Genomic DNA, 19,860 nt, shown 5'->3' with positions numbered 1-19,860 from the left:
TCAGCGGTACAGCTGCAGCGTTTCCCGGGCACTGTCCCTGAAGGAACCTGCCAGGTCCTCGGGAGCCACCACCTCGGCGTACGGCGCGAGGCGGAGCAGCAACCGGGTCACCCACCGCCGGTCGACCACCACCAGGTCGACCTCCGCGCTGCCGTCGTCGGCGACCCGCACGTCGCGCACCGGGTAGTACTCCGTGGCCCACAGCGCCTCCGGGCCCAGCCGCAGGGTCGCGACCACGTGGTCAGGCCCGTCGACGTCGGCGAACAGCCCGCCGCTCAGGTCTCGCGGCGGGCGCGGGTCGGTGGCCGTCGGGGTGTCGAGCACGTCGAGCTTGGTGATCCGGTCCAGCCGGAACAGCCGCTCCCCCTCCGCGCGGTGGCACCAGGCGTCGAGGTAGCTGAACACGCCGTGGTTGACCACGCCGCGCGGGTCGACCACCCGCTCGGACTCCTCGTCGCGGGAGGGCACGTAGTAGGTCAGCCGCACCTGCCGTCCCGCCGCCACCGCCTCGTCGAGCACCCGCTTGCGGTCGGCCACCACCACCTGCTGCACGTCGCGCGGCGAGGGTGTCACGTCCACGTGCGCCGCCGGCGCGGTCGCCGCGGCACCCTCCAGCTTCTCCAGCACCCGCGCCACCAGCGTCCGGGTCTCCCCCTGCGAGGTGTCGCGCAGCATCCGCAGCGCCACGATGATCGCCGACGCCTCGACGGCGGTGAGCTTGAGCGGCTTCGCGAGGTAGTCGGCGTTCTCCACCCGGATCACGCCCTCGGAGATCACCCCGCCCCCCTCGGACTGGATGGCGTCGAGGTCCACGTCGATCAGGTCACCCGGCAACCCGCCCGGCAGCCCGCACATGAACAGCACCTTCAGGTCCCGCAGCACCTGGTCCGACGTCGTCCCCAGCAACCGCGCCGCCTCGTCGAGCCGCACCCCGTCGCGGTGGTGGAGGAACGGCACCAGCGTCAGCAGCCGCGCGACCTGGTCGCGGGCTCCGGACGGGGCGGGGGTGGCGCGGCTCATCGGGGGGCTCCGGGGGGTTGCGGTTTGGTCCCAAACCGCAGGTCTCCACGGCGTGTCGCTGCAGTTTGTGACCAATCGTGAGGGGTTCGGGGCGGAGGTGGGCCGATCCAGCCCCTCGGCGAGCTGGACGGCGTGGGAGCCACCGCGCCACGGCCGGCAATGCGTCGATTGGGCAGGAACGGCAGTTCCGTACGGCGTGTCGTTGCGGTTTGGGACCAAACCGCAGCCCCCGACCCCCTCATCCGGCCACCCTCTCCAGCCGCTGGACGACCCGCTCCCGCACCGCCACCGGCTCGAGCAGCACGACGTCGGCGCCGTGGGCGAGCACGTCGTCGGCCAGGCCCATGGTGGAGCGGACCAGCTCCACCCGGTCCCAGCGGGTGCGGTCGTCGGGGCCGTCGACGCCGACGTCGACCCGGGTGGCGGCGCGGCGGAAGGTGTGGCCGGTGCCCTCGCGGACCAGCAGCACGGCGTGCTCGGTGGCCGACGGCGGGGCGAGGCGGCGGGCGATGTCGCGGACGTCGGTGTCGGTCGGCACGTCGTACGCACCGGGCGGACCGACGAGGCGGACCTCCCCCTGGACCCGGGAGAGCCGGAACACGCGCTCGTCGGCGCGGTCGAGGTCGTAGCCGACGAGGTACCAGCGGCCCGAGTAGCGCACGACGCCCCACGGCTGGACGTGCCGGGTGCGCGGCGCGTCGTCACCAGGGCGGCGGTACTCGAACTCGATCTCGTTGCGCTCGCACACCGCCAGCCAGCAGCGGTCGAAGCCGGGCTCCTCGGCGGTCAGCAGCGGCTGCGCGATGTCGAGGGCGTCGAGGTCGACGTCGATGCCGGCGGCGGAGAGCTTGCGTACGGCGTCCGAGGTCGCCTGTGCCATCGTGGCGTGCTGCCAGACCCGGGAGGCGAGGCCGACGACCGCAGCCTCCTCGTTGGTCAGCTCCACGTCGGGCAGCGCGAACGCCTCGGGCGGGATCCGGTAGCCGACCTCGTCGTCGAAGAGGGGGTCGATCGGGGCGATGTCGATCGGGACGCCCAGGCTGCGCAGCTCGTCCTTGTCGCGCTCGAACATCTTCTCGAAGGCGTCCGGGCGCGAGTCCGGGTAGAGCAGCTCCCGGATCCGCTCCTTGGCGATGGGGCGGCGCTGCACGAGCAGCATGATGAGGAGATTCAGCAGCCGCTCGCTCTTGGGTGCGGGCATGTCCCGATTCTGCCCCTTGCGCTTTACTCCGCGGGAGTGCCGGACGGCGACGCGCCGTCGCCCGGGTCCGCGGAACCGGTCGGCTCGGGCTCGGGCTCCGGGGCGGGCTCCACGTCGGCGACGTCGAGGATGTCGACGACGAAGTACAGCGTGGAGTTGGCGGGGATGTCCTCGCCCTGCGCCTTGTTGCCGTAACCCAGCTTCGGCGGGATCTGCAGCAGCACGCGGCTGCCGACCGGGAGGCCGACCAGGCCCTGCGACCAGCCCTTGACGACCGAGGCGTTCGGGCCGCCGACGACGGCCTCGAGGGCGCGACCCTCGCTGAAGCTCTCGTCGAACGGCTTCTTGCCCTTCGGGATCTGGCCGAGGTAGCTGGCGAGGATCTTCTGGCCCTTCTTCACCACCGGGCCGGTGCCCTTGACCAGGGTCGCGACCTGGAGCTTGCCGCTCGGCGCCGGGGCACCCTTGAAGTCGAGGCTGGCCGGGACGCCGTCCTTCTCCACGATCTTCGGCGCCCACGCCGGGGCCTTGCCGGGGGCGCCGGCGGGCTCGGCGACGCCGGTGACGTCGACGACGATGAGCAGGCCGTCCTCGTTGCCGATGTCCATCGAGGCCATCGCCTGCTGCACGGTGCCGTTGCCGAGGTAGTCCTCGAGCAGGGTGTCGCTGCCCACGGTCACCGCGACCCGGGCGCCCACCTTCGTGCCGGGCTCGATCTCGACGGCCTGGGTCAGGATGTCGGCGACGCTCTGCGGCTCGGCGTCCGCGCCGACCTTGACCAGGGAGCCGACGTTGTAGTCGTTGCCCTCGTCGTCGGGGTACGTCGTGTAGTTGACCTTGTGCGTGAAGCCGTTCGCGACGGTGAAGTTGATCTGCGCGACGTCGCCCTTCTCGAGCTCCACGCCGTCGCCCTCGGCGATGACCCTGGTCTGCGCCTTGCCGGCCTCGAGCGTGCCCTTCCAGTCGATCTCCGGGGCGGAGCCGGACTGCCCGCTCACGGTGACGGCGTCGAAGCCCTCGAGGGTCGAGTCGTCGCTCCCGCACGCAGCCAGCGCCAGCGAGGCGGGCAGCAGGGAGGTGACGAGCAGGGTTGCGGGTCGGGGCAGGCGCTTCAGCACGCGCAAACCTTACCGACTCGCCCTGACGGTGGGGCCCGGGTGGGCTACATGCCGTCGATCAGGCGCTGCACGCGCTCGTCGTACGCCCGGAAGGGGTCCTTGCACAGCACGGTGCGTTGCGCCTGGTCGTTGAGCTTGAGGTGCACCCAGTCGACGGTGAAGTCGCGGCGCCGCTCCTGGGCCCGGCGGATGAACTCGCCACGCAGGCGGGCGCGGGTGTTCTGCGGCGGGACCGACTTGGCCTGGAAGATCCGCAGGTCGGTGGTGGCCCGGGTGACGGCACCGCGCTTCTCCAGCAGGTAGTAGAGGCCCCGGCCGCGGTGGATGTCGTGGTAGGCGAGGTCGAGCTGCGCGATGCGCGGGTGGCTCATCGGCAGGCCGTGCTTGGCGCGGTACCGGTCGATCAGCTTCCACTTGATCACCCAGTCGATCTCGCGGTCGACCAGTCCGAGGTCGTCGGACTCGACGGCCTTGAGGGTGCGCTCCCACAGGTCGAGGGCCCGCTCGATGACCGGCGTGGCGATGCCGCGGCGGTCGACGAAGTCGCGGGCCTTGGTGAGGTACTCCGCCTGGATCTCCAGGGCGCTGGCCTCGCGGCCGTTGGCCAGGCGCACCTTGCGACGGCCGGTGACGTCGTGGGAGATCTCGCGGATCGCGCGGATGGGGTTCTCCATGGTGAGGTCGCGCATCACCACGCCCTCCTCGATCATCCGCAGCACCAGGTCGCAGGAGGCGACCTTGAGCAGCGTCGTCGTCTCGCTCATGTTCGAGTCGCCGACGATGACGTGGAGGCGGCGGTACTTCTCCGCGTCGGCGTGCGGCTCGTCGCGGGTGTTGATGATCGGGCGGCTGCGGGTGGTGGCGCTGGAGACGCCTTCCCAGATGTGCTCGGCGCGCTGGCTGACGGCGTAGCTGGTGCCGCGCGGGGTCTGGGTGACCTTCCCGGCACCGACGATGATCTGCCGGGTCACCAGGAAGGGGATGAGCACGTCGGCCAGCCGGCTGAACTCCCCCGCCCGACTGACGAGGTAGTTCTCGTGGCAGCCGTAGGAGTTGCCGGCGGAGTCGGTGTTGTTCTTGAACAGGTAGATCTCGCCGGCGATGCCCTCGTCGTGCAGCCGCTGCTCGGCGTCGAGCAGCAGGCCCTCGAGGACCCGCTCCCCCGCCTTGTCGTGGGTGACGAGGTCGACGATGTCGTCGCACTCGGGCGTGGCGTACTCCGGGTGGCTGCCCACGTCGAGGTAGAGCCGGGCGCCGTTGCGGAGGAAGACGTTGCTCGACCGCCCCCAGCTGACGACCTTGCGGAACAGGTAGCGGGCGACCTCGTCCGGGCTGAGCCGGCGCTGGCCCCGGAACGTGCACGTGACGCCGTACTCGTTCTCGATCCCGAAGATTCGGCGGTCCATGTAGGCACATTACTGGCCGGGGCGGTATCGGGTACCGGACGCGCATGAACAGTCCCGAGAACTTCGACGCCCGCACCGCCGACGGCACTGCTGACGGTGCCGCCGCTCGGCCCGCGGACAGCCGGTCCGTGTGGTTCGGCCACCCCCGGCCTGGCCCCTTCCCCGCACCCCCGGAGCGCACCACCTGCGACGTCGCGGTCGTCGGCGGCGGCCTGGCCGGCCTCGTCACCGCCCTCCTGCTCGCCCGTGCCGGGAAGTCGGTCAGCCTGCTGGAGGCCCGACAGATCGGCGTCGGCACCTCGGGGCACACCACCGGGAAGGTGAGCTTGCTTCAGGGCACGAAGCTGAGCCGGGTGCTGCGCTCGAACCCGCCGTCGGCGGCGAGGAACTACGTCGAGGCGGGCCGTGAGGGCCAGGCCTGGCTGCGCCGGTACTGCGAGGAGCGCGGCCTGCTCGTGCACGAGGGCCACGCGACGACGTACGCGACGACGAAGGTGGGCGAGGCCAAGGCCAAGGCCGAGCTCGCCGCCGCCCGGCTGGCCGGCCTCGACGTGACCTGGACCGAGGAGACCGAGCTGCCGTTCGAGGTGCGCGGCGCCGTGCGGCTCGAGGACCAGATCAGCATCGACGCGATGGAGGTCCTCGCTGCGCTTGCTGCCGACGTCGTGGCCGCCGGCGGCGGGGTGCACGAGGGCGCCCGGGTGCGCTCGGTACGCCGCGACGGCGAGCGGGTCAGGCTGGAGGTCGAGTCCGGCGCCGTGGTCGACGCCGGAACCGTCGTGCTCGCCACCAACCAGCCGATCCTCGACCGTGGTGCCTTCTTCGCCCGCCTCCAGCCGTCGCGGTCCTACGCCGCCACCCTGGTCTCGCCGTGGACGCCCGAGGGCCTCCACCTCTCGTCGGACCGCCAGACCCGGTCGCTGCGCTCCGTCATCGACCCGGTCGACGGCAAGGAGCTGCTCATGGTCGGCGGCGGCGGCCACGTGACCGGCCGCAGCACGCCGGCCGACCGCGTCGACGAGCTTCTCGACTGGGCGCGGGAGACCTTCTCCGGCTCCGAGCTGCGCCACGTCTGGTCCGCGCAGGACCAGTCGCCGGCTGCAGGCCTGCCGTACGTCGGCCCGCTGCTCCCCCGCGACCACCACATCCACGTCGTCACCGGCTTCGACAAGTGGGGCATGAGCACATCCCCCGCCGCAGCGCTGCTCCTCGCTGCCGACATCCTCGGCGGCAACGTCCCGCACTGGGGCTCGGCGCTGCGCACCTGGGCCCCGCGCGAGGTCCTCGGCGCCGGCCGAGCCGCGATGTACAACGCCGAGGTCGGCTGGCACATGGCCTGCGGCCTCGCCTCCCGCCCCTTCCGCAAGGACCAGCCGCCCCTGTGCACCCACCTCGGCGGTGTCCTGCAGTGGAACGACGCCGACCGGTCCTGGGACTGCCCCCTGCACGGCTCGCGCTTCCGGGCTGACGGGGAGGTTCTGGAGGGGCCGGCGACGAAGCCGTTGGGGTAGGCCTAGGGTGCTGCGGTTTGGTCCCAAACCGCAGGAAACCGGCTCCGGATCATGCAGTTCGTGACCAAACGACGGGGGTGGTGGACCGGTACCACCGGTTCATCACCCGCTCGCGGCCGTCTGGTCCGTAGAGGGAGTCGCGCACGAGGTTGCGCCACGCCAGGAGTCGGCGGGCCTGCTGCGAGCGCCCGAGCAGCCGGTCCAGCTCGTTCATCACGGACGCCCGCATGGTTGAGCAGGTCGTCGAGGGTGTAGCCGCGACGGGCGTACCCGTGGTTCACCAGCGCCCGTTCCCGACGCAGATCGTGACGGTGCACCTTCGGCGTCCGGTGCCCGGCACCGTCGTACTCGTGGACCTGCTTCGTCCCGGACACGATCAGGTCGGCTCGGGCGATGAAGCGGCCGGCGTCGTCGTGGAGGTCGACCTGCGACTCGGTGGCCACCTCCATGGACTCGTGGAACCGACGCAGCAATGTCTCGCCCGCCGACTCGGAGCGTGCGTCGCGGCTGAGCCACACCTTGCGGAGGAGACGAGTGCCCGGCCGCCGCGACGCCAGTACCTCGTCGATGGCCTCCTCGTCGAGGTGGCCGAGACGGGCGGCGGAGTCGACCATGATGGCGAGGTCGAGCTCGCCGAGGTCGCGCGCGGCCCGGAGGAGGATCTCGGCAGGCGCGTCGACCGGCAGCCCGTGCACGACGCCGGTGCGTGCCTCGTGCGTCAGCCGCGAGCAGACCAGGCCGGGGCGTCGCGGGCGGTTCTCGCTGCGGACGGCCACGAAGAACGGCACCTGCTGCGGCAGTGCCGGCAGCTGCCACCCGAGCAACCTCGCCGCGGTCACGTGGGTGAAGACCGCGTCCTCAGGCAGCACCATCCGCAGCGCGCTCAGGTCGAGCAGGAAGTTCTCCCACGGCGACAGGTGGCGGGTCTCGACGCGGTAGAGCCCGTGCAGCACCCGCCAGTGCCCCGTCTGGCGCACCTGCCCGCGAATCGCCCCGTCGGGCCCGACTTCCATGGACGAACTGTCGACGGACGCGCATCCGGTTTCAACCCGCCGGCCCCCGGGCTGTGGATGGCCGCCGTACGACGTCGCTGACTCGCGCCCCGTGAGGCACCGATTGGGCAGGAACTGCAGCTCCAGCCCCCAATTTGTTGCGGTTTGGGACCAAACCGCAATGCCCGGACCAGCCCGCAGCCCCAGCCCTACACCGGCGGCGCGACCGGCGGTTCCCCGTCTCCCGCACCAGGGGTGGGCGGGAGGTCCGTGGGCGTCTCCGAGGTGTGGCCAGCGGGGGCGGTCTGGGCCGGACCCCGCTCGCCCAGCAGCTCGTCGAGCCGGGCCGGGAGGATGCGGCGGAACTTGCGCGGCTGCACCCGGGTCCGGTCGAGCACGGCGACCTCGAGGTCCTCGACCGGGATGACCCGGTCCTGCACCTGGCCGCCGTCGGCGCTGTGGCCGAGCGCGGCGACGGCCACGCGCAGCGCGCTCGCGAGGTCGGCGCCCTCGGTGTAGTGCTCCTTGAGGTACGACGCCACGGTGTCCGCGTCCCCGCCCATGACCGCGAAGCCGTGCTCGTCGGCGACGCGGCCCTCGTAGGTGAGGCGGTAGATCTGGTCGTCGGCGGCGGTCTCACCGACCTCGGCGACGAAGATCTCGACCTCGTAGGGCTTCTCGCCGCCGGAGGAGAAGATCGTGCCGAGGGTCTGGGCGTAGGCGTTGGCCAGGCCGCGGCCGGTGACGTCGCGACGGTCGTAGGCGTAGCCGCGCATGTCGGCGAGCCGCACGCCGGCGATGCGGAGGTTCTCGAACTCGTTGTAGCGACCGACCGCGGCGAACGCGAGGCGGTCGTAGAGCTCGGAGACCTTGTGCAGGGCCTGCGAGGGGTTCTCGGTCACGAGGAGAACGCCGTCGGCGTACTGCACGGCGGCGAGGGACCGGCCACGGGCGATGCCCTTGCGGGCGAAGTCCGCCCGGTCCTTCATCAGCTGCTCGGGCGAGACGTAGAACGGGGTGCTCATGCCTGGGGCTCCTCTCCACTGCCGGGCAGCGGGGCGACGGGGCCGTCGGGCCGCGCCATCCGGGCGTCGACCATCTGGTCGGCCAGCGTGGACAGGGTCTCGTCGGGCAGCCGCTGGACGCCGTCGGCGGTGACGACCCACACGACCGGGAAGATCCGGCGGGTCAGGTCGGGGCCGCCGGTCGCGGAGTCGTCGTCCGCGGCGTCGTACAGCGCCTGCAGGCAGACGCGGACAGCGTCGTCCTGGCTGAGGTCGGGGCGGTAGAGCTTCTTCATCGCGCCGCGGGCGAACAGCGAGCCGGAGCCGACGGAGAAGAACGACAGCTCCTCGTGGCGGCCGCCGGTGACGTCGTAGCCGAAGATCCGGCCGATGCCCCGGTCGAGGTCGTAGCCGGCGAACATGGGTACGACGGCGAGGCCCTGCATCGCCATCCCCAGGTTCGCGCGGATCAGTGCCGAGAGCCGGTTCGCCTTGCCGTCCAGCGACAGGATCGTGCCCTCGATCTTCTCGTAGTGCTCGAGCTCGACCTGGAAGAGGCGGACCATCTCGACCGCGAGGCCGGCCGTGCCGGCGATCCCGACGAGGGAGTACTCGTCGGCCGGGAAGACCTTCTCGATGTCGCGCTGGGCGATGACGTTGCCCATTGTGGCGCGGCGGTCACCGGCCATGACCAGGCCGCCGGGGAAGGTCGCGGCGACGATCGTGGTGCCGTGCGGGGCGAGCTCGGCGGCACTGCCGGCGGGCAGCGAGCGCCGCGCGGGCAGCAGGTCGGGGGCGTTCTCGGCGAGGAAGTCGCTGAAGGAGGAGGTGCCCGGGCGCAGGAAGGCGCCCGGGATGCGCGCGTCGCTCATCCGGGCCTACTCCCCGCCCTTCTGGATGAACGACTTCACGAAGTCCTCGGCGTTCGACTCGAGCACGTCGTCGATCTCGTCGAGGATCGCGTCCACGTCCTCGTCGAGTGCCTCCTTGCGCTCAGCGACGTCGGACTCGGCGACCGTCTCGGTCGCCTCCTCGGTCTCCTCCGCCTTGCGGGGCTGCTTCTGCTCCTGGGCCATGGCTCAACCCTATCCACTCACCGGCTGAGTGCGCGGACGAGTTGCTCAGCCGTCTCGCACGAGTCGATCAGCTCGCCCACGTGAGCCCGGGTCCCGCGCATGGGGTCGATGGTCGGCACACGCTGCAGCGACTCGCGGCCGGGGAGGTCGAAGATGACCGAGTCCCACGACGCGGCGGCGATGTCGCTGGCGTACTTCTCCAGGCAGCGGCCGCGGAAGTACGCGCGGGTCTCCGCGGGCGGGTTGGTCATCGCCGCGTCGACCTCGTCGTCGGTCAGCAGCCGCTGGATCCGTCCCGCCTTCACCAGTCGGTGGTAGAGCCCCTTCTCCGGGCGGATGTCGGAGTACTGGTAGTCGATGAGCTGCAGCTTGGCGTCGTCCCAGGCCAGCCCGTCGCGGGAGCGGTACTGCTCGAGCAGCTTGAGCTTGGCGACCCAGTCGAGCTGGTCGGCCAGGGACATCGGGTCGGACTCGAGCCGGTTCAGCACGTCCTCCCAGCGGGCCAGGACGTCGACGGTCTGCGGGTCGGCGTCGGCGCCGTAGCGGTCCTCGACGAACTTCTTCGCCAGGTCGAGGTACTCCAGCTGCAGCTGGACGCCGGTCAGCCGGCGCCCGTCCGCGAGGGTGACCTCGTGGCGCAGGGTCGGGTCGTGGGAGACCGCCCGCAGGGACGCGACCGGCAGGTCGACGGTCAGGTCACGGCTGATGAACCGGTCCTCGATCATCGCCAGCACGAGCGCGGTCGTGCCGACCTTGAGGTAAGACGCGATCTCGGACAGGTTCGCGTCGCCGATGATGACATGCAGTCGGCGGTACTTCTCCGGGTCGGCGTGCGGCTCGTCGCGGGTGTTGATGATCGGGCGCTTGAGGGTGGTCTCGAGCCCGACCTCGACCTCGAAGAAGTCGGCGCGCTGGCTGACCTGGAAGCCCTCGCCGCGCCCGTCCTGGCCCTTGCCGACGCGGCCGGCGCCGCAGAACACCTGCCGGCTGATGAAGAACGGCGTCAGGTGCTTGACGATGTCGGCGAACGGGGTGGAGCGCCGCATCAGGTAGTTCTCGTGCGCGCCGTACGACGCACCCTTGTTGTCGGTGTTGTTCTTGTAGAGCACGATCGCCGGGTTGCCGGGCAGGTTCTGCGCCAGCCGCGCGGCGTCGAGCATGACCTGCTCCCCCGCCTTGTCCCAGCGCACGACGTCGAGCGGTGTGACCACCTCGGGCGTGGAGTACTCCGGGTGGGCGTGGTCGACGTACAGCCGCGCTCCGTTGGTCAGGATCACGTTGGCGAGGCCGAGGTCCTCGTCGGTGAGCTGGGTCGGGTCGGCGACCTGCCGCGACATGTCGAAGCCCCGGGCGTCGCGCAGCGGCGACTCCTCCTCGAAGTCCCACCGGGCCCGCCGGGCCCGCACCGTCGCCGTGGCGTACGCGTTCACCACCTGGGACGAGGCGACCATCGGGTTCGCGGTCGGCTGCCCCTGGACCGAGATGCCGTACTCGACCTCGGTGCCCATCACTCGGCGCACGCTCATGCGTCCAGCCTACGCACACGAGGACAGGATGCAGGGGCGACTGACGGGTAGTTCTCCCGTTGAGGGACGTCGTCACGACGTCGGCAGGAGGGCACCATGACTGCTCCGGGGGAAGCAGCCCAGCGCAAGGCGCAGCAGGCGCAGGACCACCCGGTCCTCGACCGCCTGGCACGCGTCGGGATGGTCACGTACGGCGTCGTGTACCTCCTCGTCGGCTGGCTCGCCGCCCAGCTCGCGCTCGGCGACCCGTCCGGGTCCGCCTCCGGCGCGGGCGCGCTGCAGGAGATCGCGGAGAAGCCGCTCGGCTCGCTCGCCCTGTGGCTGGTGGCCCTGGGCATGTCGGCGCTCGCGGTCTGGCAGGCCTGTGAGGCGGTCGGCGGGCACGGCGACGAGGACGGCCTGCGGCGCTGGGCCGGTCGCGCCGGCTCCGCCGGTCGCACGGTCGTGTTCGCCAGCCTCGCCGTGCTGGCCGTGCGCACCGCGCTCGGCGACGGCGGCTCGTCCGGCGGGTCCGGTGGCGGGGGCGGCCAGGGGGTCACCGCGAAGGTCCTCGACCTCCCGTTCGGTCCTGCGATCGTCCTGCTCGCCGCGGCGGTCGTGCTCGGCGTGGCGGCAGCCAGCGCGTACCGCGGACTCAGCGACCGGTGGGAGAAGGACGTGGAGGTGGAGGGGCGCACCGGTGACGTGGGCCGGGTGGTGACGATCCTGGCCCGGGCGGGCTACGTCAGCCGCGGTGTCGCGTTCGGCGTGATCGCCTTCCTGCTGGCCCGCGCCGCCGTCGAGCACGACCCGGACGAGTCCGGAGGGCTGGACCAGGCCATCGTCAAGTTCCGCGACGAGCCGCTCGGGCCGTGGCTGATCGCCGTGGTCGCCGTGGGCCTGGCGTGCTTCGGTGCCTATCACCTGTTCCGGGCCTGGTACCTGCGCAGCCGCTGACAGGCCCTGGCCCGCCACTGACCGCCGCTGACCCGCGTGCCACGCCCGGTAGCCCGGTCAGCCGGCCTGCTCCCGGACCCGCTCGACGACCGCGGCGAGGGTCTCGGCCATGTCCGGCTCGGTGCGGATCGGTGCCCTGTCGCCGGTGCGGACGGTCAGCTCGATGACGTGCTTGCGGGCCATGAGCAGGCACCGGACCCGCTGGCCGACCTGGGTCGAGGAGTAGCACCCGCCACGGTCCACGTCGGCGACGCTCGGCGGGTCGAGGGACGACTCCTCGCGCCCGCCCCGGGACAGCCAGGCAGCGAACGACCGGTTGGCCTCCCGGAGGTCCGGGTGCGATCGCACGGACAGCTCGACGTCGTACTCGTCCGGCGCGTCGCGCTCGCCGGTCCCCCACGCGCAGGTCGTGTACGGCGACGCCCACTTCTTCGGGTCCGGGTGGGTGCCGCGCTCGTGGCGCCAGCCGACGGTGGTGTTGGTCAGCGTCGGCTTCGGGTTCGCTGCGCCGGTGAGCCCCTCCAGCACCGGCTCGGAGAGCAGGTCACAGGCGTCGAGGATGCGCGTGCCCCGGGCGTACGGCTCGCCGCGCAGCACCGGTCCCAGCAGGTCCTGGGGCAACGTGTCGCGCTGCGCGAGCCGCGTGCGGACCAGGCGGATCGCGCGGCGCGCCGGGCCGTGGAAGTGCTCCTCCGGCGCGGTCGCGGGCAGCTCGACCTCGAGCGAGTAGGTCGTCGTACCGTCGACGAACCGGTAGATCGCCTCGACAGGCGACGAGCCGCGCAGCTCCTCGATGAGCTTCCCGAACTCGGCGCCGGGCTGGTAGACGGTGAACCACGTGCCGTCCCCGATCCGCCGGGCCCGCCAGCGCGCGCTCGAGAGCGCACCCTGCCGGGTGGTGGACGGCTCGGCCTTCACCTTGAACCCGTTCTGGAGGTACCAGCACTCCGCGTCCGGGGCGTCCCCGACGGGCCGCGAGCGCACGGTGGTCGTCTGCCACACGCCGCTGGTCGGCACGATCCCGAACAGCCGGATCACGTCGCGCGGCGGCAGCAGCTGGCACGGGTCGGCGTAGTCGGCAGGCCCGACCCTCACCCGGTCCGGGGTGACGTCCGGGTAGAAGCGGTCCGCGAGGGTCGGCTCCGCCGACTCGGTCGCCTCCCCCGCCGGGGCGGCGTCGCCGGGGCGGTCCGGGTCGGCGTCGCCGGAGCTGCAGCCCGCCAGCCCGGCCGCGAGAACGACGGCGAGGGCGCCGGCAACGACCGGCCGGAGGGCGAGGGCGCGCGGGCGGGAGCGTCCGAGAACACGCATGGGCGGCAGGGTACGACGACGCCCCGGCACGCGAGCGTGCCGGGGCGTGACGTCAGGTCCTGGTCAGCGGGACTTGGCGACCTTCACCGCAGCGGTGACGCCGAGCGCGACGAGGACGACGATGGCGAGCTTCTTGACCACAGGTGGCTCCTTCAGGAGTAGTCGGTTGCGTGCGGGACCACCTTCTCAGGTCCCACCAACAGATGTCAGAGATATTGACCCGTGTTGCTGACCGTGTCGATCGACCGGCCGGGCTCGGTGCCCTGCTTGCCGGTGATGAGCGTGCGGATGAACACGATCCGCTCGCCCTTCTTGCCCGAGATCCGCGCCCAGTCGTCGGGGTTGGTCGTGTTGGGCAGGTCCTCGTTCTCCTTGAACTCGTCGACGCAGGCCTGGAGCAGGTGCGAGACCCGCAGGCCCTTCTGGTCGTGGTCGAGGAAGTCCTTGATGGCCATCTTCTTCGCCCGGTCGACGATGTTCTGGATCATGGCGCCGGAGTTGAAGTCCTTGAAGTAGAGGACCTCCTTGTCGCCGTTGGCGTAGGTCACCTCGAGGAAGCGGTTCTCCTCGGTCTCGGCGTACATCCGCTCCACGGTCGCACGGATCATGCCGGCGACGGCGCTGTCCTTGTTGCCGCCGAACTCGGCGATGTCGTCGGGGTGGACCGGCAGGCTCGGCGTGAGGTACTTGCTGAAGATGTCGCGCGCCGACTCCGCGTCGGGGCGCTCGATCTTGATCTTCACGTCGAGCCGGCCCGGGCGCAGGATCGCCGGGTCGATCATGTCCTCGCGGTTCGAGGCGCCGATGACCAGGACGTTCTCCAGCAGCTCGACACCGTCGATCTCGCTGAGCAGCTGCGGGACGATCGTGTTCTCGACGTCGGAGGAGACGCCCGAGCCGCGGGTGCGGAACAGGGAGTCCATCTCGTCGAAGAACACGATGACCGGCGTGCCCGAGCTGGCCTTCTCACGGGCCCGCTGGAACACCAGCCGGATGTGGCGCTCCGTCTCGCCGACGTACTTGTTGAGCAGCTCGGGGCCCTTGATGTTGAGGAAGTACGACTTCCCCTCCGCGCCCGTCTTCGCCGCGACCTTCTTCGCCAGCGAGTTGGCGACCGCCTTGGCGATCAGCGTCTTGCCGCAGCCCGGCGGGCCGTAGAGCAGGATGCCCTTCGGCGGCTTGAGCTCGTGCTCGGCGAACAGCTCGGGGTGGAGGTACGGCAGCTCGACCGCGTCCTGGATCATCTCGATCTGGTTGCCCAGGCCGCCGATGGTCTCGTAGGTGATGTCGGGAACCTCCTCGAGGACCAGCTCCTCGACCTCCGACTTGGGGACCTTCTCGTAGACGTAGCCGGCGCGGGAGTCCAGCAGCAGCGAGTCGCCGGCGCGCAGCGTCTCGTCGAGCAGCGGCTCCGCCAGCCGGACCACCCGCTCCTCGTCGGCGTTGGCGATGACCAGGACGCGCTCGCCGTCGGCGAGCACCTCTTTGAGCATGACGACCTCGCCGACCGTCTCGTAGTCGAAGGCGGCGACGACGTTGAGGGCCTCGTTGAGCATGACCTCCTGGCCGCGCCGCAGGGTGTCGAGGTCGACCGCCGGGCTCACGCTCACCCGGAGCTTGCGCCCGCCGGTGAACACGTCGACCGAGTCGTCCTCGTTGCGCTGCAGGAAGGTGCCGAAGCCGGCCGGCGGCTGCGCGAGCCGGTCGACCTCCTCCTTCAGCTTCATGATCTGGTCGCGCGCGTCGCGCAGCGTGCTGGCCAGGCGCTCGTTCTGGGCGGTCACCGCGGCCAGCGAGCGCTGGGCGTCGGCGAGCCTCATCTCGAGCGAGCGGCTGCCGCCGCCCGGCGCCTCGGTCATCCGGCGGCGCAGGTCGTGAACCTCGCCCTCGAGGTACCGGACCTGCTCCTCCAGCTCCTCGCGGCTCGGAGAGCGGTGGCTACCCGTGCCTTCTCCCGTGCTCGTCATGTGGCACACCTCCTGTCCCGACCCTACTCGCGAGGGTGGTGGAGGGAAGTGGTTCGCCACGCCTGGACGGCAACGATTCGGTTGCGGGGCGCGTGGGGGTTGTGGAGTGCCGATTGGGCAGGAACTGCAGGTTCTCAGGCCTGATTCCTGCCGTTTGGGACCAAACCGCAATGTCCGTGCCCGGTCGACACGGCGTGGTCTGGCCGGAGCCTCCAGTTGGCTGCCTGGTCGGCCCGGGAGGTCCACGATTGGGCAGAAACTGCAGCTCCAGGCCCGGATTTGTTGCGGTTTGGGACCAAACCGCAACCCTCCGGCCAGCCCGGCCTCACTCCTCCTCGGCCGGCCCGCCGGGCACGCCCGGCGGGCGGGGGCCGGTGTAGTCCGGCCCGTACGCGCCCGGGGCAGGACGGCGCTTCTTCAGCGGGGCCCGCTGGCCCGGGGCCATGCGGCGGGCGGTGACGAGGAAGGCGGTGTGGCCGATCATCTTGTGGCCGGGGCGCACGGCGAGGCCCTCGACGTGCCAGTCGCGGACCAGCGACTCCCACGGGCTGGGCTCGGTGAAGCCGCCGTGGACCCGGACGGCCTCGACGAACTTCGACAGCTGGGTCGTGGTGGCGACGTACGCGCAGACGATGCCGCCGGGCAGCAGGGCGTCGGCGGCGGCGTCGAGGCAGTCCCACGGCGCGAGCATGTCGAGGATGATCCGGTCGCAGCGCTCCCCCGACGCCGGCAGCGCCTCGGCGAGGTCGCCGAGGGTGAGCTGCCAGGCGGGGTGGTCGCCGCCGAAGAACTGGGTGACGTTGCGGCGCGCGACGTCGGCGAACTCCTCGCGGCGCTCGTACGACGACACGCGGCCGTGCGGGCCCACGGCGCGCAGCAGCGAGCAGGTCAGCGCGCCGGAGCCGACGCCGGCTTCGACGACGTGGGCGCCCGGGAAGATGTCGGCCATCGCGATGATCTGCGCCGAGTCCTTGGGGTAGACCACGGCCGCGCCGCGCGGCATGGACACGACGTACTCCGACAGCAGCGGCCGGAAGACGAGGTACTCACCGCCGATCGAGGAGGTGACGGTGAAGCCCTCCTCGCGGCCGATCAGCTCGTCGTGCTCGATGTGGCCCTTGTTGGAGAAGAACCGCTTGCCTGGCTCGAGCGCGAAGTTGTGCTTGCGGCCCTTGGCGTCCACGAGGCGGACCCACTCCCCTGCGCGCAGGGGGCCGCGGTGCACGCCGGACCAGGCGTCCTGGGGTACGTCGGGGGTTGCGTCGCTCACCGGCGCAATCTATCGGTTCCGCATCGCCCGGATGATGTCGGCCGTCGCGAGCACGCCGGCGACGCGGCCGTCCTCGCCGACGAGGACGTACTCCGAGGACGGGGTCCGGCGCAGCGCGGCCAGCAGGTCGTCGCCGGCGATGCCCAGGGGCAGGGCGCGACCGTCGGTGACGGTGCGGGCGACGGTGGACACGGCGACCCACGGCGTCCGCTCGACCGGGACGGCGCGAACGGCCTCCTCGGAGACCACGCCGACGGGACGGCCGGCGGAGGTCGTGGTGACGATGCCGCGCACGCCGGCCTCCTCGGCCCGGCGCAGCGCCTCGGCCAGCGGCAGGTCCTCGGGGACCGTCAGGGCGGCCCGGGCGAGGTCCCGGGCGGCCACGGTCGAGAGCTGGCGCACGACCTTCGCTGCAGCGATCGACTGGCTCGCGCCCGTCCACAGGAAGACCGCGACGATCGCGAGCACGATCGGGTTGACGACGTACCCCTGCCCGGCGCTGAGCACCGCCCACGCCGCCACCGCGAGCGCGACGACCCGGCCACCCCAGGCGGCCACGACAGTGCCGGTGTGCACCTTGCCGGTGACGGCCCAGATGCCGGCCTTGAGCACCCGCCCGCCGTCGAGCGGCAGTCCGGGGACGAGGTTGAGGACGCCGATGATGATGTTCGCGCCGGCGAGGCCCTCGATGACGAGGAGCAGCAGGCCCTCGGGGGTGAGGTACCACAGGCCCAGGGCGGCGGCGCCGACCGCGAGCGACGTGATCGGGCCGACCACCGCGATCCAGAACTCCTGGCCCGGGCGGCGGGCCTCGCCGTCGATCGCGGTGGCGCCGCCGAGGAAGTGCAGGGTGATCGACTCGACGCGGAACCCGAACCGCCGCGCCATCAGCGCGTGCGACGCCTCGTGCAGCAGGATCGCCAGGTAGAGGGCCATCGCGAACGCCAGCCCGACGACGTACTTCCAGCCGCCCAGACCGGGCTGTACCTGGTCCACTCGCGGGCCCATGATCCAGGCGATCAGGGCGGCGACGAGGAACCACGACGTCGAGACGAGCACGTCGCTGCCCGCGATCCGGCCGATCCGGAACATGCCGCGCGGGACGGGAGGGCGCGGCGGGGCGGGGCGGGAGGTCGACACACTGCGAGGCTATCCGGGCCGCCGCCACCGGTTGCGCCGAGGCAGTGTCGAGGCAGGGTCGAGGCAGTGTCGGAGGGCTCGCCTAGGGTCGAGCCATGACGACCACACCAGCGCCGACCGGTGTCGAGCCGGCCGACCCGGCGGAGCGGCGGGGCACGCGCGTCGACGGCGTCGACGTGCTGGGCGCGCTCTCGCCGTCGCGGGTGGCCGACTTCCTCAACTGCCCGCTGCAGTACCGCTTCCGCAGCATCGACCGGCTCCCGGAGCCACCCTCCCCGGCGGCCGTGCGCGGCACGGTGGTGCACCGGGTGCTGGAGCAGCTCTTCGACCTGCCCGCCGCCGAGCGCACGCCCGAGCGCGCCGAGACGATGCTGGAGCCGGCGTGGGCGGAGCTGCAGGAGGTCGAGCCCGCGGTGGCGTCGATGTTCCCCGAGGACGGCCCCGAGATCGTCGGCTGGCTGGCGTCGTGCCGCGAGGTGCTCGCCCGCTACTTCTCGCTCGAGGACCCGCGCCGGCTCGAGCCGGCCGAGCGTGAGCTGTACGTCGAGACGCTGACCGACAGCAAGCTGCTCCTCCGCGGCGTCATCGACCGGGTCGACGTCGCCCCCGACGGCGCCATCCGGGTCGTCGACTACAAGTCCGGCGCCTCGCCGCACGTGATGTTCGAGGCCAAGGCCCTCTTCCAGCTCCGCTTCTACGCCCTGGTGCTGTGGCGGATGCGCGGCGTCGTGCCCAAGGTGCTCCAGCTGGTCTACCTCGGCAACAGCGAGGTGCTGACCTACGAGCCCGACGAGCAGGACCTGCTCGCCACCGAGCGCAAGGTGCTCGCGGTCTGGGACGCGATCCGCGCCGCCACCGAGCTCCGGGAGTTCCAGCCGCGCAAGGGAGCCGGCTGCACCTGGTGCTCCCACCAGGTCCGCTGCCCGGCGTACGGCGGCACTCCCCCGCCGTGGCCAGAGACCGAGCCCGAGCCCGACGCGGCCGGGGAGCCGGTCGACGTCACAGGGCAGCCAGGTCCTCGGGGGTGAGGCCCTCGAGGGTGTCGCGGAAGACCCGCTGCGGCCCCTCGGGCACGGGCACGTGGTTCGGCACCACCAGGACGCGGCACCCGGCCGACTCGGCCGAGCGGGCTCCGGTCGGCGAGTCCTCGATCGCGACGCAGTCCGCCGCGTCGACGCCGAGGGCGGCCGCCGCGGTGAGGTAGGCCTCGGGGTGCGGCTTGCCCTGGCTGACCATGTCACCGGTCACGATCACCCGGAACGTCTCCGGCGGCAGGTGCTCGAGGATCGGCGCCACGAAGCGTTCGTACGACATCGTGACCAAGCCGCACGGCACGCCGGCCTTCCGGAGCGCGAGCAGCAGCTCCCGCGACCCCGCGCACCACGGCACCGCGTGGCGCACCTTCGCCACCACGCCGTCGAGCAGCAGCTCGACGACCTCCTCGGGCGACTGGTCGAGCCCGAGCCGGTCCTTGATGTAGCGCCCCGACGTGAGCAGGTCGTTGCCGACCAGGCTCATCGCGTCCTCGTGCGTCCACGTCCCGCCGTGCTCCTCGGCGATCGCGGTCTCCGTCGCCATCCAGTACGGCTCGGTGTCGACCAGCGTGCCGTCCATGTCCCACAGCACGGCGGCCGGCAGTCGCCGGCCACCGGTGTCGGTCGGGTCAGCGGATCCACGAGGGGGTGGCGTGCTCAGGGTGTCCTCCGGGCTCGATGCGGTCGGTACGTCCGGCCTCCCACCCTAGGCGCTGGCAGCAGCGGCACCTCCCCCGACGGTCACCTCGCGCGGCTCACCCGAGGTCCTCGTCACCGCCGTCGAGGAGGTTGAGCAGGCGGGTCCTGCCCAGCGCGTCCTGCAGCACGGCCACCAGGTCGCCGTCAGGCAGCGCCCGGAAGTCCGGCGGGTCGCCCCGCGTGACGCCTGCGCCGGTCCACGTGCCCACGTCGACCGCGGTCTCGGCGGCCGTGCGGACGAGCTCGGCGACGCTCACCGGGAACGGCACGACGGTCCCGATCGAGCAGTCGTCGCTGTGGACCACGACCTCGATCCCGGGGCCGCCGTCGACCTCCTCGGGCACGAGCGTGAGGGGACGGTCGATCGCCATCATCAGGAGTGTCTCCAGGTCGTCGACGTCGTCGAGGTCCATGCCCGCCAGCAGGTCCTCGGGGCGGGGGAAGTTCGTCGTGAACGGCGCTCCTGACATGGACCGATCATTCCAGCAGGGTCCGACGGAGCTGCCGTGCTCGCAGTCGGACAGGATTTCTGCCGGATTTCGTTCGTTCCCGGGACAAGCGGCCTGCGCTGCGCCATCATGGGACCCGACCCCGCAGGTGACCCGAGACGCCTGCGGGGTCCTTCAATTTCCCGGTCGCCTGGTGAGGG

Annotated in this window: 18 protein-coding genes; 3 read left to right on the top strand and 15 right to left on the bottom strand. The window is 71.9% G+C overall.

Annotated elements, in window-relative coordinates; genetic code table 11:
- The 4 genes from NOCJ54_RS0106950 to pafA all read right to left on the bottom strand — a co-directional run bounded on the left by NOCJ54_RS0106950 (window position 1) and on the right by pafA (window position 4,745).
- Complete coding sequence (locus tag NOCJ54_RS0106950) at window positions 1–1,020, bottom strand: helix-turn-helix transcriptional regulator (protein ID WP_028654921.1); 1,020 nt, start codon at window positions 1,018–1,020, stop codon at window positions 1–3.
- 238 nt (window positions 1,021–1,258) lie between these two features.
- Entirely contained in the window at window positions 1,259–2,221 is a 963-nt protein-coding gene (locus NOCJ54_RS0106945; protein ID WP_028654920.1) for a helix-turn-helix transcriptional regulator, read from the bottom strand.
- A 23-nt stretch (window positions 2,222–2,244) separates the two neighbouring features.
- Window positions 2,245–3,339 carry an FKBP-type peptidyl-prolyl cis-trans isomerase gene (locus tag NOCJ54_RS0106940; RefSeq protein WP_028654919.1) on the bottom strand — a complete coding sequence of 365 codons (1,095 nt, stop codon included), beginning with the start codon at window positions 3,337–3,339 and terminating at the stop codon, window positions 2,245–2,247.
- Between the two features lie 44 nt (window positions 3,340–3,383).
- Window positions 3,384–4,745 carry a Pup--protein ligase gene (pafA, locus tag NOCJ54_RS0106935; RefSeq protein ID WP_028654918.1) on the bottom strand — a complete coding sequence of 454 codons (1,362 nt, stop codon included), beginning with the start codon at window positions 4,743–4,745 and terminating at the stop codon, window positions 3,384–3,386.
- Window positions 4,746–4,789: 44 nt separating this feature from the next.
- On the opposite strand from pafA, the gene NOCJ54_RS0106930 reads away from it, so the two are divergent.
- Window positions 4,790–6,256 (top strand): FAD-dependent oxidoreductase, encoded by a 1,467-nt coding sequence (locus NOCJ54_RS0106930; RefSeq protein WP_084254970.1) that lies wholly within the window; start codon window positions 4,790–4,792, stop codon window positions 6,254–6,256.
- 2 nt (window positions 6,257–6,258) lie between these two features.
- Here the strand turns inward: NOCJ54_RS0106930 and NOCJ54_RS0106925 are convergent, their stop codons facing one another.
- From NOCJ54_RS0106925 to dop, 5 genes are all read right to left on the bottom strand, one after another.
- Window positions 6,259–7,269 carry a hypothetical protein gene (locus tag NOCJ54_RS0106925; RefSeq protein ID WP_028654916.1) on the bottom strand — a complete coding sequence of 337 codons (1,011 nt, stop codon included), beginning with the start codon at window positions 7,267–7,269 and terminating at the stop codon, window positions 6,259–6,261.
- Window positions 7,270–7,457: 188 nt separating this feature from the next.
- The gene (gene prcA / locus NOCJ54_RS0106920; protein ID WP_028654915.1) at window positions 7,458–8,273 is read right to left on the bottom strand and encodes a proteasome subunit alpha; all 816 of its coding nucleotides are present in this window, start codon (window positions 8,271–8,273) and stop codon (window positions 7,458–7,460) included.
- Window positions 8,270–9,124 carry a proteasome subunit beta gene (gene prcB, locus NOCJ54_RS0106915; RefSeq protein ID WP_028654914.1) on the bottom strand — a complete coding sequence of 285 codons (855 nt, stop codon included), beginning with the start codon at window positions 9,122–9,124 and terminating at the stop codon, window positions 8,270–8,272. Before prcB ends, prcA begins: the two co-directional genes overlap by 4 nt.
- A gap of 6 nt (window positions 9,125–9,130) precedes the next feature.
- A complete protein-coding gene (locus NOCJ54_RS0106910) occupies window positions 9,131–9,328 on the bottom strand; it encodes a ubiquitin-like protein Pup (protein ID WP_028654913.1) in 198 nt (65 codons plus the stop codon).
- Between the two features lie 17 nt (window positions 9,329–9,345).
- Entirely contained in the window at window positions 9,346–10,854 is a 1,509-nt protein-coding gene (gene dop, locus NOCJ54_RS0106905) for a depupylase/deamidase Dop (protein ID WP_028654912.1), read from the bottom strand.
- Window positions 10,855–10,950: 96 nt separating this feature from the next.
- Here dop and NOCJ54_RS24315 point away from each other — a divergent pair, with 96 nt between their 5' ends.
- Complete coding sequence (locus NOCJ54_RS24315; RefSeq protein WP_036517157.1) at window positions 10,951–11,790, top strand: DUF1206 domain-containing protein; 840 nt, start codon at window positions 10,951–10,953, stop codon at window positions 11,788–11,790.
- Between the two features lie 57 nt (window positions 11,791–11,847).
- Here the strand turns inward: NOCJ54_RS24315 and NOCJ54_RS0106895 are convergent, their stop codons facing one another.
- From NOCJ54_RS0106895 to NOCJ54_RS0106875, 4 genes are all read right to left on the bottom strand, one after another.
- Complete coding sequence (locus tag NOCJ54_RS0106895; RefSeq protein ID WP_028654911.1) at window positions 11,848–13,101, bottom strand: hypothetical protein; 1,254 nt, start codon at window positions 13,099–13,101, stop codon at window positions 11,848–11,850.
- Window positions 13,102–13,307: 206 nt separating this feature from the next.
- Window positions 13,308–15,068 (bottom strand): proteasome ATPase, encoded by a 1,761-nt coding sequence (gene arc / locus NOCJ54_RS0106885; protein WP_028654910.1) that lies wholly within the window; start codon window positions 15,066–15,068, stop codon window positions 13,308–13,310.
- A 325-nt stretch (window positions 15,069–15,393) separates the two neighbouring features.
- Complete coding sequence (locus NOCJ54_RS24310; protein WP_036517155.1) at window positions 15,394–16,338, bottom strand: tRNA (adenine-N1)-methyltransferase; 945 nt, start codon at window positions 16,336–16,338, stop codon at window positions 15,394–15,396.
- Between the two features lie 9 nt (window positions 16,339–16,347).
- A complete protein-coding gene (locus NOCJ54_RS0106875; protein WP_028654909.1) occupies window positions 16,348–17,478 on the bottom strand; it encodes a site-2 protease family protein in 1,131 nt (376 codons plus the stop codon).
- 95 nt (window positions 17,479–17,573) lie between these two features.
- Here NOCJ54_RS0106875 and NOCJ54_RS24305 point away from each other — a divergent pair, with 95 nt between their 5' ends.
- On the top strand, window positions 17,574–18,506 hold the full coding sequence (locus NOCJ54_RS24305; RefSeq protein WP_051485555.1) for a RecB family exonuclease: 933 nt from the start codon (window positions 17,574–17,576) through the stop codon (window positions 18,504–18,506).
- Here the strand turns inward: NOCJ54_RS24305 and NOCJ54_RS0106865 are convergent.
- Both NOCJ54_RS0106865 and NOCJ54_RS0106860 read right to left on the bottom strand, forming a co-directional pair.
- The gene (locus tag NOCJ54_RS0106865; RefSeq protein ID WP_269634523.1) at window positions 18,478–19,104 is read right to left on the bottom strand and encodes an HAD family hydrolase; all 627 of its coding nucleotides are present in this window, start codon (window positions 19,102–19,104) and stop codon (window positions 18,478–18,480) included. The two genes, NOCJ54_RS24305 and NOCJ54_RS0106865, sit on opposite strands and share 29 nt — an antisense overlap.
- Before the next feature lie 163 nt (window positions 19,105–19,267).
- The gene (locus NOCJ54_RS0106860) at window positions 19,268–19,681 is read right to left on the bottom strand and encodes a hypothetical protein (RefSeq protein ID WP_028654907.1); all 414 of its coding nucleotides are present in this window, start codon (window positions 19,679–19,681) and stop codon (window positions 19,268–19,270) included.
- Window positions 19,682–19,860 lie beyond the last annotated feature (179 nt).

The sequence above is a fragment of the Nocardioides sp. J54 genome (assembly GCF_000519005.1).
Lineage (GTDB): Bacteria > Actinomycetota > Actinomycetes > Propionibacteriales > Nocardioidaceae > Nocardioides.
Note: the sequence above shows the minus strand (reverse complement) of the source record. Positions and strands in the feature narration are given on the sequence as shown.

Coding starts and splice junctions, on each gene's coding strand:
- NOCJ54_RS0106930 (WP_084254970.1), top strand. CDS start 4,790: ATGAACAGTCCCGAGAACTTCGACGCCCGCACCGCCGACGGCACTGCT.
- NOCJ54_RS0106895 (WP_028654911.1), bottom strand. CDS start 13,101: ATGCGTGTTCTCGGACGCTCCCGCCCGCGCGCCCTCGCCCTCCGGCCG.
- NOCJ54_RS24315 (WP_036517157.1), top strand. CDS start 10,951: ATGACTGCTCCGGGGGAAGCAGCCCAGCGCAAGGCGCAGCAGGCGCAG.
- NOCJ54_RS0106925 (WP_028654916.1), bottom strand. CDS start 7,269: ATGGAAGTCGGGCCCGACGGGGCGATTCGCGGGCAGGTGCGCCAGACG.
- pafA (WP_028654918.1), bottom strand. CDS start 4,745: ATGGACCGCCGAATCTTCGGGATCGAGAACGAGTACGGCGTCACGTGC.
- NOCJ54_RS0106910 (WP_028654913.1), bottom strand. CDS start 9,328: ATGGCCCAGGAGCAGAAGCAGCCCCGCAAGGCGGAGGAGACCGAGGAG.
- NOCJ54_RS0106860 (WP_028654907.1), bottom strand. CDS start 19,681: ATGTCAGGAGCGCCGTTCACGACGAACTTCCCCCGCCCCGAGGACCTG.
- NOCJ54_RS0106950 (WP_028654921.1), bottom strand. CDS start 1,020: ATGAGCCGCGCCACCCCCGCCCCGTCCGGAGCCCGCGACCAGGTCGCG.
- dop (WP_028654912.1), bottom strand. CDS start 10,854: ATGAGCGTGCGCCGAGTGATGGGCACCGAGGTCGAGTACGGCATCTCG.
- NOCJ54_RS0106945 (WP_028654920.1), bottom strand. CDS start 2,221: ATGCCCGCACCCAAGAGCGAGCGGCTGCTGAATCTCCTCATCATGCTG.
- prcB (WP_028654914.1), bottom strand. CDS start 9,124: ATGAGCGACGCGCGCATCCCGGGCGCCTTCCTGCGCCCGGGCACCTCC.
- prcA (WP_028654915.1), bottom strand. CDS start 8,273: ATGAGCACCCCGTTCTACGTCTCGCCCGAGCAGCTGATGAAGGACCGG.
- arc (WP_028654910.1), bottom strand. CDS start 15,068: ATGACGAGCACGGGAGAAGGCACGGGTAGCCACCGCTCTCCGAGCCGC.
- NOCJ54_RS24305 (WP_051485555.1), top strand. CDS start 17,574: ATGACGACCACACCAGCGCCGACCGGTGTCGAGCCGGCCGACCCGGCG.